Origin of the sequence: Nocardia transvalensis (assembly GCF_015477765.1) — a bacterium.
GTDB classification, from domain to species: domain Bacteria; phylum Actinomycetota; class Actinomycetes; order Mycobacteriales; family Mycobacteriaceae; genus Nocardia; species Nocardia transvalensis_A.
On record NZ_JADLQQ010000002.1, the window covers coordinates 580620 to 597688 of the forward strand.

Genomic DNA, 17069 nt, shown 5'->3' on the forward strand with positions numbered 1-17069 from the left:
GTTGCGCCATGCAGTACACGACACTCGGCGGCACGGGCCTGATCGTCTCCCGGCTCGCGTTCGGCGCCATGACCTTCACCGCGGGAAATCGGGACATCGGGGCGGTGTACAAAGTCGGCGCCGAGCTGGCGCGGTCGCTCGTCGGGCGGGCGCTCGAGGCGGGGGTGAACTTCTTCGACACCGCCGACGGGTACGCCGACGGCGAGTCCGAAACGCTGCTCGGGCAGGCCCTGCGGCCCCATCGCGACGATGTGGTGATCGCGACGAAGGTCGGCTTCCGCACCGGCACGCCGCTCACCCGGTCGGGGCTCTCGCGCCGCCACATCCTCTGGTCGATCGATCAGAGTCTGCGGCGGCTCGGCACCGACTGGGTGGACGTGTACATCGCGCATCGAGAAGACCCGTTCACGCCGTTGGAGGAGACCCTCGCCGCGCTCGACGAAGTGGTGCGCTCCGGCCGGGCCCGCTACCTCGGGTTCTCGAATTGGTCGGCCTGGAAAGTGGCCGCGGCCATGGAGATCCAGCGTGCCAACGGCTGGGCGCAGTTCACCCACGGCCAGATGAACTATTCGCTCGTCGGTCGGGATGTGGAACGCGACCTGATCCCCATGATGAGCCGATACGATCTCGGCCTGACGGTGTGGAGCCCGCTCGCGAGCGGCTTCCTGACCGGTAAATACACCCGCGAAACGCTGTCGGATCCGGACAACCGCCTGGCCGGTTTCGACATCCTGCCGTTCGACAAGGAACTGGCCTTCGGCCTGGTCGACCGCATGCGGGTCATCGCGGACAAGCACGATGCCTCCGTGGCGCAGGTGGGGTTGGCGTGGCTGCTGGCGAAACCGTCCGTCACCAGTGTCCTGCTCGGCGCGACCAAACTCGGCCAGCTCGACGACAATCTGGGCGCCGCCGATGTCCGCCTGACCCCGGAGGACGTCGCCGACCTCGACGCCGCCATGCCCCCGTCCCCTGCCTACCCGAATTGGTACATCGAGAACTTCCGCGACCAGCCCACCGCCGAGGCTCTCGCCCGCTGACTACCGAGATCGACGAGCACAGCCGCGGCGCACCCGGATAACCTACGGCCGTGGATGTGTCGCAGTGGGCGGAGTCGATGTCGTCGGTGGCGGACAAGTTGCGGCTGGTGTCGCCGCAGCCGCCGGCCTGGGTGGTGATCGCGACCGCGGCGGTGGCTGCGGTGCTGGTGATGTATCCGCCGGTGTGGCGGTGGTTGCGGACCGTGGTGACGATCGCGCACGAGATCGGCCATGCGGTGGTGGCGGTGCTGACCGGGCGCAGCCTCAGTGGCATCCGATTGCATTCGGACACCTCGGGAGTGACGCTGTCGCGCGGGAAGCCCCACGGGTTCGGCATGATTCTGACGACCATGGCCGGATATCCGGCGCCGTCGGCGTTGGGGCTCGGCTGCGCGGCGCTGCTGGGGGCGGGGCGGTTGACGCTGATGCTCTGGCTGGTGGTGGCCGGGCTGGTGGTGTTGTTGCTGGTGGTGCGCAATCTGTTCGGCTGGCTGGCGGTGATCTGCACCGGCGCGGTGGTGTTCGGGGTGTCCTGGTTCGGCACCGTCGTGCAGCAGGGTGTCTTCGGCTACGCGGTGGCGTGGTTTCTGCTGTTCGGCGGCTTGCGCGCGGTGGCAGAGTTGCAGCGCGTGCATATGCGCGGTGACGGCTCCGATGCCGATCAGCTGGCCTATCTCACCCGGTTGCCGGGACTGCTGTGGGTGTTGCTGTTCGGCGCGGCGTCGCTGGCGGCGCTCATCGTGGGCGGCCGGTTGCTGCTGGGTGCCTGGCCGTCGCTGGGCAGTTCCTGATCACGAGTGAGCCGTGCCATTGGCGCAGGCCCGCCACACCCGCGCCTCGCTCGGATTGCCCTGCCGGTCGAGCACCTCGGCCAATCCGGCCATCGCGCGCACATCACCGTGGTCGGCCGCGGCGCGCCACCACCGTTCGGCCTCGCGGAGTTCGCCGCAGCGGAAACGGACGACACCCAGGTCGTAGGCGGCGCCGGCATGCCCGAAATCGGCGGCCTGGCGCCACAGGGCGCACGCCTGCTCCAGATCGCCGCGGCCGTGCATCGCCACGCCCAGCTCGTAGAGCGCACCGCGATAACGACTTTGATCGGTGGGGGCGGCGGTGACGGTCATCTCCACCACCAGTTCACCGAAATCCGGCGGCCCGACCCCGGTGCTGCAGCGCAGCAGCGGCTTACCCTCGGGCGTGCGCTCGATGACCACCCCGTAGTTGCCCGTCCACGATTCGGTCGTGCCCCGCATATCCATCCAGACCGGAGTGAGGGTGAACGAGGCGTCCGGACCGGCCGCGCACACTTCGAGCTCGATGCCGTCGGCCATGGCATCGGTCCAGACGTCCACGCCGCGGAGCCTGCGGCCCTGCAGGGCGACATGCCCGCCCAGCACCGACAGCCCGACACCCAGTCCCAGCAAACCCTCCGGCGGCGCGGCCGCTCGCAACCACAGGGCGACCACGGTCGGATCCGGTCCCAGGGGCTCGCAGTACATCGGGTACACCGCGGTGCCGCACCAATCGACCGGGTCGGCGCTGACATACCGCTCGGCCAGCGGCCGTTGCGACTCGTCCTGCTCGACGTACGGGTACGGCCCGGTCATCGTGTCCGCCTTTCGCCGGAGCTGTCGAGGTGGATTCGGCCATACGCTAGTACTCGCGGCGCTGAAAAATCGCTGAACCATCGGGTGTTTGCCAGGAATTTCGAGCAGCAAACTCCCACCGGATAATTCGAACGACCGGTTTGCGTGCAATGCGCCTTTGCGGCCGCTGCCTTCGCGCCTGCCGTGCCATGGCGATGCAAGGCGGCTGCAAGGGCGGTGCAATCGGACGGGCCGACAGTCGAATTCATGACCGAGACATTCGATGTGGTGGTGGCCGGGGCCGGGCCAGTGGGCCTGATGTTGGCGTGCGAGCTGCGGCTGGCAGGGGTGGATGTGCTGGTGGTGGAGCGGCTGAGCGAGCCCGATCCGACGATGAAGGCCGGTGCGATCAATGTGCCGACGGCGATGGCATTCTATCGGCGCGGCCTGCTGCCGGAACTCGAGAAATTCCACCTGGCCCGGCTGTCCCAGTTCGCCGCCTATCGACCGGGCGCCCAGAACGCGCCGGCGCTGGGCAGCGGACGTGTCGTGGGCGGACATTTCGCCGGTATCTGGTTGAACGCCGAGTTGATCGACTACACCGATCCCGCCTTCGCCGAGGTCGGCCCGATCGAGAACGCCACCTTCGTGATCCAGCAGGAAATCGAGGCGATCCTGGCCGCGCGGGCGGCGGAGCTGGGGGTGCGCGTGCGCCGCGGTGTCGAACTCACCGGATTCACCGACGACGCCGACTGCGTCACGATCTGGTTGGGCGACACCATCGTTCGCGCCGGTTGGCTGGTCGGGTGCGACGGCGGCCGCAGCACGGTGCGCAAACTGGCAGGTTTCGACTTCCCGGGGGTGGACCCGCTGATCACCGGGCGTCAGGCGCTGGTGGAGATGTCGGGCGCGGAACAGCTGCGTATGGGCTGGAACACCACCGATACCGGCATCTATGCCTACGGCCCGATGCCCGGCCGCATCCTCACCGTGGAGGTCGACGGCCCACCCGCCGACCGGACGGCCCCGATCACCGCGGCCGAACTGCAGACCAGTCTGCGCAAGGTGTCCGGTGTCCCGGTGGAGATCACCGCCGTGCATTCGGCCACCCGGTTCACCGACAACACCCGGCAGGTCACCGACTATCGCAAGGGCCGGGTGCTGCTGGCGGGCGACTCCGCCCACGTGCACTCGCCGTTCGGCGGGCAGGGGTTGAACCTGGGCATGGGCGATGCGGTGAACCTGGGCTGGAAACTGGCCGCGGTCGTCGCGGGCTGGGCACCGCCCGGCTTGCTGGATACCTATACCGCCGAACGGCATCCGATCGGCGCCTGGGTCTTGGAATGGACCCGTGCCCAGGTGGCGATCATGCGACCGGACGCCCGCAGCCGGGCCATGCGCCGCGTCACCGCGGAACTGCTGGCCACCCGCGAGGGCGCCACCGCGGTGTTCAAGAAGATCTCCGGCGTGCTGCACCGCTACGACCTCGGCGGCGATCACCCGCTGGCCGGTGCGGCCGCGCCGGATATCGAACTGTCCGACGGCACCCGGCTGGGGGAGCACTGCCTCGACGGCCGGGCCCTGCTCCTGGACCTCGCCGACTCCGCCGCCCTGCGCGAGTCGGCCGCGCCCTGGTCCGATCGGGTCCGCGTGCTGACCGCCAAACCCGCCCAGACCCGCGATTTGTCGGCACTACTGATTCGGCCCGACGGCATGGTTGCGTGGGCGGCGGATACGGGGAACACCGCGGGTCTCGTAACGGCCCTGACGCACTGGTTCGGTCGGGGCCACTCGGAAGAATTCGGGCAAATCACCCTTGAATAAAATTGTCATTCCCCCCGCCACCCCTGAAACTGGCTCGAATCTCGGGTAGTTTCGACAGGGTGCACACTTCCTACCAGCGCGGTTGAGGCTACAACACAAATGTGAGTTGTAGCCTCAACCCTGCGGCTCGGGGATTATTATTCGCTCGAGCGATATCCTTGACCCGCGAGTGTCGGAAAAGTGGCGTTCACATTCCCTTTACATTTACGACAGACAGCTCTGTATGTACTTCTGTATGGAATTAGTGTGACGCGGCACACGCTTTTCACCCTGTGATGCGCTGTCGTACAGTGAAGCCACACGCACACCGGTGTAGAGGTTGACCCGACCAGCCCGTCGTCCGGATGCGTAACGCCGGTCAGCGCCGACTCGCAAACCCCCGACACATATTTCAAGCGCACAATTCTTGCGTGTTCGCGTCACCGCGCTGCGCAGGCATGTGGAAGTTTGATGAGGGAAAATGGAATACACAATCCTTTCGCATTTCGACATCCGGCCTGGAATCCTGACGCTGTGGAGCGCGACCCGCGCCCCCGGCACGGAATGGAAACCCGACCATCGCCCCCTCACCAGCGTCCACGCGAAATACCATCGCGATTTCGACGCCACCGATCCGCTACCCGGCCGCGGCCGCTGGATCGGGACGATCTTCGAAATGGACGCCCCCTACGACGCCCGCGCCGTCCGTGACCTGGTCTGGGTGTGGCACGCCCGCCACGAGGGACTGCGCACCACGGTCGCCCCCGCCGCGACCGCCGACACCGACCCGGCCCGCCTCACCCTCGACGCGCTGAACGTGGACATCGTCCACGAGCGCATCTCCGGTGTCACCGAACCCGCCGAGCTCAACGACTTTCTGCGCGAGACCATGGAGTCGCAGCTGTCGCCGCTGGTGTGGCCGCACTGCCTGATCGCCACGGTCGAGCATCGCGACACCGGCAATTTCACCGTGCTGGTCGGCGCCGACCACTCGGTGATGGACGCCTACAGCCAGGTGCTGATCGTCACCGAGCTGCGCGCCCTGTACCGCGCACTGCTGGACGGCACCAGCCTGCCCCCGTCCGACACCTTCGCCAGCCCCGCCGAGTTCGCCGTCGTGGAGCGGCAGGCGGCGGCCGCGCTGACCCCCGAATGCGCGGCCACCGAGGTGTGGCGGGAATTCCTGACCGCCTCCGACGGGATGTTCCCGCGTTTCCAGCCGCCGGTCGCCGCCGTCGACGACAACCCGGCGCAGCCGCAGACCAGCCTGTCGCGCTGGCTGCTCACCGACGAGGAAGCCCGGGCCGCCGAGGCCGCCGCCGCGGCCCTCGGCCACCGGTCCACCACAGCGGTTTTCGCCGCCCTGGCACTGGCGTCGGGCCGGTTGTCGGGCGGGCCGGAATTCCGCACGATCATGCCGGTGGCGACCCGCCCGGACAAGCGCTGGGCCGAGTCGATGGGCTGGTTCGTCAACATCGTGCCGCTGGCGATCCCGGTGACCGCCGACGCCGCCTTCCCGGACGTGCTGGCCTCGACCGATGGCGCGCTGCGTCGCTCGAAGGCGGCGACCATGGCCCCGGCCGAGCGCATCTTCGATCTGCTGCAGGTGCGCGACCGGCCGCGGTTCGCGGTGTCGTACGTGGATATCCGCCGCCTCCCCGAGAACGAGATCATCACCGGGCTGCGCGGGCGGGCGCTGCGGGCGGATTCCTATTCCGCCGACGAGGTGTATTTCTGGGTGGTCCGCGCCGCGGAGGGCCTCAATATCTCCGCCCGCTTCCCGGCCGCGTATTCCACGGCGGTCGTGCAGCGTTTCATCGATGAGTTCACCGCGATTCTGCGGGAGTGCGGCGAGGCCCTGGCGGCCGCCCCGGAGCTGACGGTGGCAGGTCAAGGAGCGGCGTGATGCGCACCGGAGGACTGGACGAGACGCTGCGGGCAACCGTCCGGCCGATCGTGATCCGGCCCACGGCCGCGGCGCGGGCTTCGGCCCGCACCGCGGCCGCCTCCCCGGTCCCGCCGGCGCTGCTGCAGCTGGATCATCTGCGCGCGGCCGTCGACAAGCCCGCCGACGCTCCGTATCTCGGTGTGACGACCCGAATTTCGGGGAGTCTGGACCGCACCGCCCTGGTATCGGCGGTCACCGAGTTCGTGGGCGCCCACGACGGTCTGCGCACGTGGTTCGAACCCACCGACGACGGCTTCGTCCGGCATGTGGTCGATCCCGACGCGATCGCCTTCGAGGCTGTCGAGTTGCCCGGCGACGCCCAGGGCGAGCAGTGGACCGACGTGCTGGCGCAGTATCTCCACACCGCCATCTCGCCGTTCGAATGGCCCGCGGCGGCGTTCGCCGCCGTCCCCGGCGAGGACGGCTTCCAGGTGGTTTTCGCGGCCGATCACGCCTTCAGCGACGGTATGTCGCAGGCGCTGGCGGCGCTCGAACTCACCGAGCGCTACCAGGCCGCGGTCGTCGACCGCGACGCACAAGTGCCCACGTGCAGCGGATCGAGCGCCGACTACGCCGCCGACGAACACGCCCGCTCCACCGACGCCCTCGCCGAGACGCTGTATCCGCACTGGGAACGGGCGCTGGCCGAGACCGACTTCCGGCTGCCGGTGTCGGTCCTGGATCTGGGCATCGAACCGGGGGAGCGGCACCGTCGCCGCATCCGCAGCCGGACCCTGCTCGACGGCGATCTGGCCCGGGCGTTCGATGCGGTGCTGAAGGATGCCGGGACAAGCCTGTCGGCGGCGCTGTTCAGCGTTCTGGCCCTCACCGATTACGAGCTGACCGGCCGTGACGGCTACTGGACGCTGAATGTGCTCTCGACGCGGTTCGGCGCCCGGTTCGCCACCGCCCAGGGCTGGTTCTGCAACTTCGTGCCGGTGTCGTTCGCACTGCCGTCCGCACCGGATTTCGGCCGCACGGTGCCGCAGGCCCGTGCCGCCCTGGACCGGGCCCGGCTGATGTCGCGGTTGCCCGCTCACGCCGCGATCGCGCGGCTGCTGCAATCCGGTCGCGGCGGCGAATTGATCACGCGGGAGCCGAGTTTCGTGACGCTGCTGGATCTGCGCGGGGCGGCCGGTCGCGCACCCGGGGCCGATACCCGCATCTTCACCGCGGACGGCACCACCTCCACGCTGTCGATCTGGTTGGGACGCAACGACTCCGAGTATTTCGTGAGCATCGGCGCCCCCGACGTCCCGGTCGCCTGGGACCGGTTGTCGGACTACGCGGACCGGCTGCGCGACACCCTCACCGAGATCGCCACCACCGGAAACTATCGCCCCGGCCGCGTTCTGGCCCGCGGGGTGGGCGTATGAAGGCCTTGCTGGCCTTCGGCGGTAGCCGCGGTGACGCCCAACCCGGCGTGCTGCTGGCCCGCGAACTGAACCGGCGCGGACACGACGTGACCCTGGCCGTGTCGCCGAACCTGGTCGGCTTCGCCGCCGACTGCGGCGTCACCGCCGCACCGTTCGGCCTCGACACCGACGCGCTGCTGCGTGCACAGCTGGACCGGCGCGGTCGCGGTGGGCCGGTGGCCCGGATGCGGGAGCTGCGGCGGGTCAATCGGCAGGGCTTCGGCGAGGCCGCCGAGGATCTGGCGCCGCTCGCCGCCGGAACCGATGTGGTGGTCGGCGCGATGGCCAACGAGGAGGTGGCCCGCGGCGTGGCCGCCCTCGCCGGGGCACCGTTCGCCGCGGTGCACTATTTCCCCATCCGGCCCAGCCGGTCGGTGCCGATCGTGCCCGCACCGCGCCTGCCCGGCGCGGTGAACCGGCTCGGCTGGCGCGCGCTCGGCCGCGCCCGGGCCTGGGCGGTTTCGCCGGATGTGGACCAGTTGCGCAGGCGGGCAGGCGGTTTCGGCCCGCCGGGGCAGATCGCGATCCAGGCCTACGACGAGCGCCTGTTCGACGGGCTGCGCGGCGAATGGGGGCCGGATCGGCCGTTCGTCGGATTCCTCGTCCCGCCGCCGATCACCACGCAGATCGACGCGCGGCTCTCGGATTGGCTGGCCGCGGGTACGGCCCCGGTCTACGCCGGATTCGGGTCGATGCCGGTCGGGGATGTCGGCGCCACCATCGAACTGCTGAGCGCGGCCTGCCGCCGGCTCGGCCGCCGCCTGCTGTTCGTCACCGGCTCGAATGCGATCGATCCGAGTTTCACCGACGAGCTGGCCGTCGTGCGCACCGTCGATCATGCGACGGTGCTGCCGCGCTGCGCGGTCGCGATCCATCACGGCGGCGCGGGCACCACCGCCGCGGCGCTGCGGGCCGGTGTGCCGTCGGTGGTGTGTTCGTTCGTGGCCGACCAGCCGTACTGGGGACAGCGGCTGCACAGCCTGGGATTCGGTGCGAGCGTGGCGTTTTCGCGGTTGACCGCGGCGCGCTTGGAACGGCTGCTCGATCTGGCCGTGAGCGAAGCGGTCGCCGAGCGCACCGCCGCCTTCGCCGGTGAATTCCGCCACGACGGGGTGCAGCGTGCCGCCGACGCCGTCGAGGCCCTCGCGAACGCGGTGCGTCCCGTGGTGCGCATCCCCGCCGAGAGGAGGTTCTCGTGACCACCGAGATGGCCATCGAGGCAAGCGGATTGGGTAAATCGTTCGGCGCCTTCACCGCCGTCGACGGCATCGATCTGCAGGTGCCGAGCGGGTCGGTGTTCGCCCTGCTGGGTCCCAACGGGGCGGGCAAGACCACCACCGTGCGCATGCTGGCCACACTGCTGCGGCCCTCTCGCGGCAGCGCCCGCATCTTCGGCTGGGATGTGGTGCGCGACGCCACGGCGGTGCGCTCGATGATCGGGCTGACCGGGCAGTACGCGTCGGTCGACGAAAACCTTTCCGCCGAGGAGAATTTGCGGATCTTCGGGCGTCTCCTGGGCCTGTCACGGCGCGCGGCCGTCCGCCGCGCCGAGGAATTGCTGGAACAGTTCGAACTGACCGCCGCCGCGCAGCGCCCGGCGGGTGCGCTGTCCGGTGGCATGCGCCGCCGCCTGGATCTGGCCGCGACCCTGATCACGTTGCCGCCGTTGATCTTTCTCGACGAACCCACCACGGGCCTGGACCCGCACACCCGCATGCAGATGTGGCAGACGGTCCGCTCGCTGGTCGCCGGTGGCGTGACGATCCTGCTCACCACCCAGTACCTCGAGGAGGCCGACGTGCTGGCCGACCGCATCGCGGTCGTCGACCACGGCACCATCGTCGCCGAGGGCAGCGCCGACGAATTGAAGGCCTCGGTCGGCGAGGAGGTGCTGCGGCTGGAACTGGCCGATCCGGCCCGACTGCCGACGGCGGTGTCGATCGCCGAACGCCTCTCCGGCGGAACGGCCCGCGTGGCACCCGAGGGCGGCTCGCTGTCGGTGCCGCTGCACGACGTCGACCGGGCCACCAAGATTCTCGTCGAATTGCGGCGGGCCGGGGTGGCGCTGCGCGGGTTCGGGGTGGACCGGCCCGATCTGAACGAGGTGTTTCTGGCCCTCACCGGCCGTATCGATCAGCAGGGGGTGGCGTGATGGCGACGCTGACCGTCGATTCGACCCTCGAACCGCCGCGCGCGCAGCGCATCGATCGGCGCCCCCGCGTCACCCGCATCGGGGTGCGCGCGGCAGTGCATCAGTCGCTGGTCATGGCGCTGCGGGGGCTGTTGACCTTCCGGCGCAGCCCGCAGCTGCTCTACGATGCGGCGCTGCTGCCGATCGTCGGGCCGGTGTTGTTCGGCAATATCTTCGGCACCGCCATCGCCGGGAGCGTGCACGCCTATCTGCCCACCCTCATTCCCGGGGTGCTGGTGCAGATCGTGCTGACCGCCTCGGTGGCCACCGGTGTGCAGTTGTGCGAGGACATCCGCTCCGGTGTGCAGGATCGGTTCGCGTCGATGCCGGTGGCCAGGGTGGCCCCGATCGTCGGCGCGCTGACCGCCGGGGTCACCCGGTATGCGATCGCGGCGACGACCGTGGTGATCGTCGGCTTCGTGATGGGGTATCGACCCGCGCATCCGCTGGGGCTGATCGCGAGCGCGGTGCTGGTGGTCTTCGTGACCGCGGCGCTGAGCTGGATCTTCGCCGCCGTCGGCGTGACCATGTCCAAACCCACTGCGGTGCAGGGGATGTCGGCGTTGATCCTGATGCTGTTCACCTTCGCCTCCAATGCGCTGGTGCCGACCGCCGCCATGCCGAACTGGCTGCGGCATGTCTCCGACGTCAATCCGGTGTCGCATCTGGTGTCGGCGGTGCGCACCCTGGCCGACGACGGCCGCTTCGGTTCCGATGCGGTCTGGTCGGTGGTGGGTGCGCTGGTGGTGCTGCTGGTGTTCGCACCGGTGACCGTGCGGGCCCTGCGGCCACGCTGAAGTCTTTGGAAAGGTAAGTAGGGCAATGGCTTTCAATCGGCTCACCGCCGACGATGATCTGTTCTGGAAGGTGCATCGGCTGTTCGGGTCGGTGCTGGTCAACCAGCTGGCCTGGCGGTTCGACCAACCCCTGGACCGGGCCGCGGTCGAGGCGTTCCACGCCCAGTTGACCCAGGGCTTCCTCGCCCGCCGCGTCGTGACCACCCGGGTGCCGCTGGCGCGGCCGTGGTGGGCGCCCGCGACCGCGGCGAATCCGCTGGACTGGCAGGACGACCCGGTGCCGCCGGAGGAGTTGCTGACGTGGTTCCAGGACAAGACCGAGGTGGCCCTCGATCCGGCCAGCGGACGGCTGTGGCAGCTGGCTGCGGCGCCGTGTCAGGGAGGAACGCTGCTGTCACTGGTCACCTCCCATGTCGGTGCCGACGGCGGTGCGGTGATCTTCGCGGTCCAGGACGCGCTCTCCCGGATTGCACAGGGACTGCCGGCCAGCCTCGCCGACAGTTCCGGGCGGCTCGTGGGTGACACACCGGTCAGCGGACGGTGGCGCGGGCATCTTGCCGACGCCGCCGGTCAGCTGCGCGCGATCGTCTCCGGGATCGGCAAGGCGTATCGGGCACGGCACGTGACCGAACCCGCCCGGCTGCCGCGGCCGACCGAACCGCGACTAGCGCTGCCCGAGACCTACGATCCCGCCAAGTTGGTCGTGACGGTTCCACTGGCGCAATGGAATTCGGTGGCCGCCGCCCATGCGGGCACGGCGAACGGGCTGATGCTCGGCACCGCCGTCGGCATCCTCGGCCGATGTGGGCGGGTCGAGGACGGCCAGCAGGTGCGCGTGGACATCCCGCGGTCGCTTCGGCAGCCGGACGATCCGCGCGGTAACGCGACCACCGGTGTTCCGATCAGCGTGCCTTACCGCAAGGGCGAGCTGGCCGACCTGGCGCACATCCGGGCGGCGACCAAGCAGGCCATTTCCTCCTATGGCGATCCGGCGACCACTCCGGCGCTGCAGCATCTGCAACCGCTGCAGATGGTGATCCCGGACGTTCTGGCGCGCCGATTCGTCCGGACCTCCAAGGCTCCGATCTGCCTGTGCACCAATCTCGGTGAGACCGCGCAGTCGGTGGCGGAACTGGCCGGTACGCGGGCGAGCGGGGTGCTGATGCGGCCGGTGATCCGGTCCGCGGATACCGAATTCTTCCGCACCACCGAGGTGGGGCTGAACATGTCGTGGTCCAGCGATGGGGAGACCGTCACCCTCGCGGTGACCGCCGGGGATCCGGACCGCTTCCCGACCCGGCAGGCGTTGCGCGGCTATGTCGAGGAAGAGTTCGAGGCGTGGGGGCTCACGCCGACGTTCTGGTGATCAGCCGCAGGTTGCCGGTGGGGGTGGGTTGCCCGCGAAGCGGTCGGCGATCCACGGCTTCCACCGGTCACCGCCCTCGGTAAATCCGCCGTGGTCGCCCGGAAGGATGTTGTCCTGCACCGGAATTCCCAGTCTGCACATATCGGCTACGGCGGCGGTGGACCAGGCGGTGTTCACGAGCACGTCTCGGTCGGCGCGCAGGACAAGGGTCGGGATGCGGGTCGGTGACTGCGGCAGGTTGGTTCGGGTCACGTAGTCGGTGAAGGTGCGCCGGGCCGCGTCGTCGACGAAGCGAACCTCATCGGGTTTCGCCGAGGCGCCGAGGGCGGTATCGGCCCGGGTCATCTGGCCCGTGCAGGTCGACGCCAGGCGCGGCGCCGCGGCGAGCAGATCGCCGTGCAGAATGCGGTCGTCGGTGTAGTCCGGGTGGTGGTAGCGGAGCCCGGCGAGCACGTAGGGCAGGATCAGATACTGATCGCGGCTGAGGGTGCCCGCCTGAATGTCGGAGGCCACCTCGACCCGCAGGGCGGGATTGACGAGGACGTTGCCGACGATATTCAGCTCGGGCGCGTAGGAGGCGGCGGTCTCCGCGGCCGATTGCGCGGCCCGACCGCCCTGCGAGACGCCGTAGAGCACGGTCCGATCCGACAGCGGCAGGCCCAGGCCGCGCGCTGCGCGGACCGAGTCGAGCACATCGAACCCCAACGCCGGGCCGTCCAGATACGGTGACGCACCCGGTCCGTCCAGTCCCTGATAATTGGTCATCACCACGGCGGTGCGCTGATCGAGTAACTCGGCGACGGTGTCGGCGCTGCCGAACAGATCGGGCGAGTTCGTCGGCGCACACTGCTGCGCCACCCCGGACGTCCCGTGCGCGAAAGCCACCACCGGCCAACCCTTTTCCGGCGCCTGCCCTCTAGGCAGATACACCGCCCCGGACACCTCGACGGTCGATTTGTCCGGGGCGGTGGAGATGTAGCGCATGTAGGTCGCCGAGGCGGCGGAAGCCGACAGCCCCGCATCCCGAATATCGAGCGGCTTCTGCGCGACCAGCTCCCCGGGTTTCTTCGGCGGCACCGCCCGCTCGGCAGAATCGGCGGACCGACCGCACCCGACCGCAACCAACGCCGCGACCACGACCCAGATCAGCTTCCTACGCATCCGCATCAGCCTCCTCGCACCAATCCCCGCCGATTCTTCCACCCGACAACGGCCCCGCGCCTTCGGCGCGGGGAACAAGATGGCGCCCACGCCGGGGATGAGGACGCGCCCGCACAGGTGTCAGGAAGCGCCAGCGAGGGAACCCGGCCGGGGCCACGGTTTGTCCCCGTGCGGGGCCCCGTCTTCCTGCGCGGGCCCTCTTTCGTTCCCCGGGCGGGCCCCTTTCGTTCCCGGGCAGGCCCCTTTCGTTCCCGGGCGGGCCCCTTTCGTTCCCGGGCGGGGCCCCCTTTGTTCCCGGGCGGGGCCCCCTTTCGTTCCCCGCGCCGGAGGCGCGGGGTCAGCGGAGGGCGGGGAGGATCTCGCGTTCGAACAGCTCCACTCCCGAGAGGTCGTAGGCGGATTCGGGGAAGTTGAAGATGGCGTAGGCCAGGCCGAGGGTGCGGACGCGGCTGAGGTTTTCGACGATCTGTTCGGGGGTGCCGACGGCCAGGCTGGTACGGAACATGTCGTCGACCCAGGTCTTGGCCTTGTCGGCGCCGATGACGGGAGTCAGGCGGGCCTCGAGGGCGGCCAGGCGGTCTTCGACCTCGGCCTCGGTGGGTGCGGTCAGCGCGTTGTAGTTGGCCGAGCGGACGATGGCGTCGAAATCGGTGCCGACGTCGGCGCAGTGGCCGCGCAGGATCTCCGATTTGCGGGCGAATCCCTCGGGGTCGCCGCTGAAGTTGGTGTAGTCGGCGTACCGGGCCGCGATGCGCAGCGTCTTCTGTTCGCCGCCACCCGCGATCCACAGCGGAATTCCGCCCTCCTGCAACGGAAGTGGCCGCACGATGGCTCCGTCGACCTGATAGCGCTTGCCGTCGAGGGTGGCCGAGCCGGTGGACCAGGCCTGTTTGAAGATCTGCACGCCCTCGTCGAGCCGCCCCAGCCGTTCGCCCGCCGACGGGAAACCGTACCCGTAGGCGCGCCACTCGTGCTCGTACCAGCCGCCGCCGATGCCCATCTCGACCCGGCCGCCGGAGATGTGATCGGTGGTCGCGGCCACCTTCGCCAGATAGGCGGGATTGCGGTAGCCCATGGCGGTACACATCTGGCCGAGCCGGACGCGCGAGGTGACGGCCGCGAATCCCGCCATCAGGGTCCACGCCTCGTGGGTGGCCTCCTCGGTCGGCACCGGCACGGTGTGGAAATGGTCGTACACCCACAGCGATTCCCACGCGTCGTTCGCATCGGCGCGCTGCGCCAGATCCCGCATCACCCCCCACTGCTGCGCGGGGTCGATTCCGACCAGATCCAGCCGCCAACCCTGCGGAATGAAAATGCCGAAGCGCACGAACCTCTCCTTCACCATGTCATCGGACCGGTCCCGCACAGCGGCACGGCACCGGCACCCACTGTCGCGACTTCGCCGCCGGTGGGCAACCGGTCGGACCGGCAAGATCATCATGCTCCGCCGGCGGCCGCGGGTCGGCAACTCGGGCAAATCGCCCGCATACCTGTCGCCTCACGCCCCTCCTGCGGTCGCGACCTCGATTTTCTTCGCGGTGTGTCGGACCACGCGCACGGCTTCGGTGATGTTCAATCGTGCCGTTGAGGTTCCAGCGAACGAGTGAAAGGTTGTAGACATGGCACTTCCCACCATGACCGCCGAGCAACGCTCAGCAGCGCTGGCCAAGGCGGCCGCGGTCCGCAAGGCCCGGTCGGAACTGATCGAGCAGGTCCGCAAGGGCAAGGTCAGCATGGCCGAGGTGCTCAAGCGCGCCGACAAGGAGGACCTGGTCAAGAAGACGAAGGTCGCCGCCGTCATCAAGGCGCTGCCGGGTATCGGCCCGGTGAAGGCGGCCAAGCTGATGGACGAGGCCGACATCCCTGCCGACCGCCGCATCGGCGGCCTGGGTTCCCGGCAGCGGGCCGCGCTGCTCGAGGCCCTGAAGAACTGAGCTCACCTGGCGGCGCTCAGCAACGAACACGCCCGTAGAGCAGCACGGAGACCCGTGATTTGGACCTCGCGGACGGATCCGATAACCTTGCTGAGCACCACCGGTCCGGGTGGCGGAATGGCAGACGCGCTAGCTTGAGGTGCTAGTGCCCGATTAAGGGCGTGGGGGTTCAAGTCCCCCTCCGGACACTGTATGTATCCGCGAGTTACAGTAACCCTCCGATTCGAATCGGAGGGTTTTTCTATTCCCGAGCATGCGATCACACCTAGTTCGAAGTGAAACTTCCGGTCACATGCCGCAAGCGGTGAGCGCGTATCGCCACCTGAAATCGGGGGTCCCAAATCCATTGCGGTTCTGTACGATTGAACAATCTTATTGCTGGGGCGAGCTCGTCCCCGCCCGGGGGGTTTGCTTCGTCCTCCGATCTGGCAGGTGTGCGGTGAAATCCAAAGCTTCGATCCCCGTGGCCCGGGGGCGGCTGCCGCTGGTGGGGCATCTACTGCCGCTGGTGCGCGATCCGCTCGGGTTTCTGTCCTCGCTCCCCGCGCAGGGTGAGCTGGTCCGTATCGAGCTGGGACCGCTCGATACGATCCTGGTCTGCGACAGGGAGCTGGTGCAGCATGTCCTGCGCCACGACCGAATCTTCGACAAGGCCGGCGGAACGCTGTTCGAACAAGGTGTGCGTGCGCTCGGCGACGGGCTTGTCACGTGCCCACACAGCCGGCACAGACGGCAGCGCCGCATGCTGCAACCGGCCTTCCACAAGAGCCGGCTGCCCGCCTATGCGGAGTCGATCTCGGCGCAGATCGATGCCATCACCAGCGCCTGGCAACCGGGGCAGGATCTCGACATCCTCATGGAGACGAGAAAGTTCGCCGCGAACGCGACCGCGACGGTCGTATTCTCCGGAGCGGTGCCCGAATCCACGGCGGCACAGACGATCCAGGATATCGACGCCATATTCGCCGGGGTCCTCCGCCGCAGCATGGTCCCGCAGCTACTGACCCGGTTGCCCACCCCGGGCAACCGCGCCTATCAGCGGTCCATCGCGCGGATGCGCAGCACCCTGGGCGATATCGTCGCCGCCCGCCGCGCCGAGGACGTGGACCACGGAGATCTGCTCTCCGCCCTGCTCGATGCCCGCGACACCGACGGAAAAGGTCTGTCCGACACCGAGGTCTGCGATCAAATGGTCACGTTCCTCAATGCGGGCACCCACACCACCGCCGATGCGCTCACCTGGGCGCTGTACGAGCTGGACCGGCACCCCGACATCACCCGGCGCCTGCACGCCGAGGTCGACGGTGTGCTGGCCGGGCGCGCGGCCACCTACGACGATCTGCCCCACCTGCCGCTGACCGGCCACTTCATCACCGAGACACTGCGACTACGCGGACCCGCGTGGCTGCTCACCCGGCACGTCACCGAGGACACCGAGCTGGGCGGCTACCGCTTACCGAAGGGCACCGTCGTCGCCTACAGCAGCTACCTCGTCGGCCACGCTCCCGACGTCTATGCCGAACCCGACCGATTCGACCCCGACCGCTGGGACACCACCACGCCGCCACCGCAGAGCGCACTGATCCCCTTCGGGGGCGGCCCCCGCAAGTGCATCGGTGACCTGCTGGCCCTCGACGAGGCCGCGATCGCGCTGGCCACCATCGCCGCACGCTGGCGCCTGCGTGCGCTCCCCGGCAACGATATGAGACCCGCCCTTGCCGTGACACTGCACCCACGACGCCTGCACATGCGCGCCGAGATCCGCACTCCCGCACCATCACCGACCTACGCGACGAAAGGTCCTGCCTCACACGCCTGATGCGAAACG

14 protein-coding genes and 1 tRNA gene are annotated in these 17069 nt (G+C 69.1%); 12 read left to right on the plus strand and 3 right to left on the minus strand.

Annotation, left to right across the window (positions count from 1 at the left end; genetic code table 11):
* The first annotated feature begins 8 nt into the window (after positions 1-8).
* A complete protein-coding gene (locus tag IU452_RS06765) occupies positions 9-1037 on the plus strand; it encodes an aldo/keto reductase (protein WP_195108012.1) in 1029 nt (342 codons plus the stop codon).
* 77 nt (positions 1038-1114) lie between these two features.
* On the plus strand, positions 1115-1828 hold the full coding sequence (locus IU452_RS06770) for a M50 family metallopeptidase (protein ID WP_195108297.1): 714 nt from the start codon (positions 1115-1117) through the stop codon (positions 1826-1828).
* Here the strand turns inward: IU452_RS06770 and IU452_RS06775 are convergent, their stop codons facing one another.
* Positions 1829-2644, minus strand: a complete 816-nt coding sequence (locus tag IU452_RS06775; protein WP_195108013.1) for a tetratricopeptide repeat protein — start codon at positions 2642-2644, stop codon at positions 1829-1831.
* A 246-nt stretch (positions 2645-2890) separates the two neighbouring features.
* Here IU452_RS06775 and IU452_RS06780 point away from each other — a divergent pair, with 246 nt between their 5' ends.
* From IU452_RS06780 to IU452_RS06810, 7 genes are all read left to right on the plus strand, one after another.
* Positions 2891-4447 carry an FAD-dependent monooxygenase gene (locus tag IU452_RS06780; protein WP_195108014.1) on the plus strand — a complete coding sequence of 519 codons (1557 nt, stop codon included), beginning with the start codon at positions 2891-2893 and terminating at the stop codon, positions 4445-4447.
* A 460-nt stretch (positions 4448-4907) separates the two neighbouring features.
* Positions 4908-6332, plus strand: coding sequence for a condensation domain-containing protein (locus IU452_RS06785; protein ID WP_195108015.1), 1425 nt, complete (start codon positions 4908-4910; stop codon positions 6330-6332).
* A complete protein-coding gene (locus tag IU452_RS06790; protein WP_195108016.1) occupies positions 6332-7750 on the plus strand; it encodes a condensation domain-containing protein in 1419 nt (472 codons plus the stop codon). The genes IU452_RS06785 and IU452_RS06790 overlap by 1 nt, the downstream gene beginning before the upstream one ends.
* Positions 7747-8988: a glycosyltransferase gene (locus tag IU452_RS06795; protein ID WP_195108017.1), complete on the plus strand. Its 1242-nt coding sequence runs from the start codon at positions 7747-7749 to the stop codon at positions 8986-8988. The genes IU452_RS06790 and IU452_RS06795 overlap by 4 nt, the downstream gene beginning before the upstream one ends.
* Before the next feature lie 8 nt (positions 8989-8996).
* Positions 8997-9941 (plus strand): ATP-binding cassette domain-containing protein, encoded by a 945-nt coding sequence (locus IU452_RS06800; protein WP_195108298.1) that lies wholly within the window; start codon positions 8997-8999, stop codon positions 9939-9941.
* Complete coding sequence (locus IU452_RS06805) at positions 9941-10777, plus strand: ABC transporter permease (RefSeq protein WP_195108018.1); 837 nt, start codon at positions 9941-9943, stop codon at positions 10775-10777. Before IU452_RS06800 ends, IU452_RS06805 begins: the two co-directional genes overlap by 1 nt.
* A 25-nt stretch (positions 10778-10802) precedes the next feature.
* Positions 10803-12143 carry a hypothetical protein gene (locus tag IU452_RS06810; protein ID WP_195108019.1) on the plus strand — a complete coding sequence of 447 codons (1341 nt, stop codon included), beginning with the start codon at positions 10803-10805 and terminating at the stop codon, positions 12141-12143.
* Here the strand turns inward: IU452_RS06810 and IU452_RS06815 are convergent, their stop codons facing one another.
* Positions 12144-13310, minus strand: a complete 1167-nt coding sequence (locus IU452_RS06815; protein ID WP_195108020.1) for a lipase family protein — start codon at positions 13308-13310, stop codon at positions 12144-12146.
* A gap of 331 nt (positions 13311-13641) precedes the next feature.
* Entirely contained in the window at positions 13642-14634 is a 993-nt protein-coding gene (locus IU452_RS06820) for an LLM class F420-dependent oxidoreductase (protein ID WP_195108021.1), read from the minus strand.
* Positions 14635-14926: 292 nt separating this feature from the next.
* Between IU452_RS06820 and mihF the strand changes: the two genes are divergently transcribed.
* The 3 genes from mihF to IU452_RS06835 all read left to right on the plus strand — a co-directional run bounded on the left by mihF (position 14927) and on the right by IU452_RS06835 (position 17060).
* A complete protein-coding gene (gene mihF, locus IU452_RS06825; RefSeq protein WP_062505765.1) occupies positions 14927-15241 on the plus strand; it encodes an integration host factor, actinobacterial type in 315 nt (104 codons plus the stop codon).
* Between the two features lie 103 nt (positions 15242-15344).
* A tRNA-Leu gene (locus IU452_RS06830) sits at positions 15345-15429 on the plus strand.
* A 251-nt stretch (positions 15430-15680) separates the two neighbouring features.
* Entirely contained in the window at positions 15681-17060 is a 1380-nt protein-coding gene (locus tag IU452_RS06835) for a cytochrome P450 (protein WP_324192474.1), read from the plus strand.
* Positions 17061-17069 lie beyond the last annotated feature (9 nt).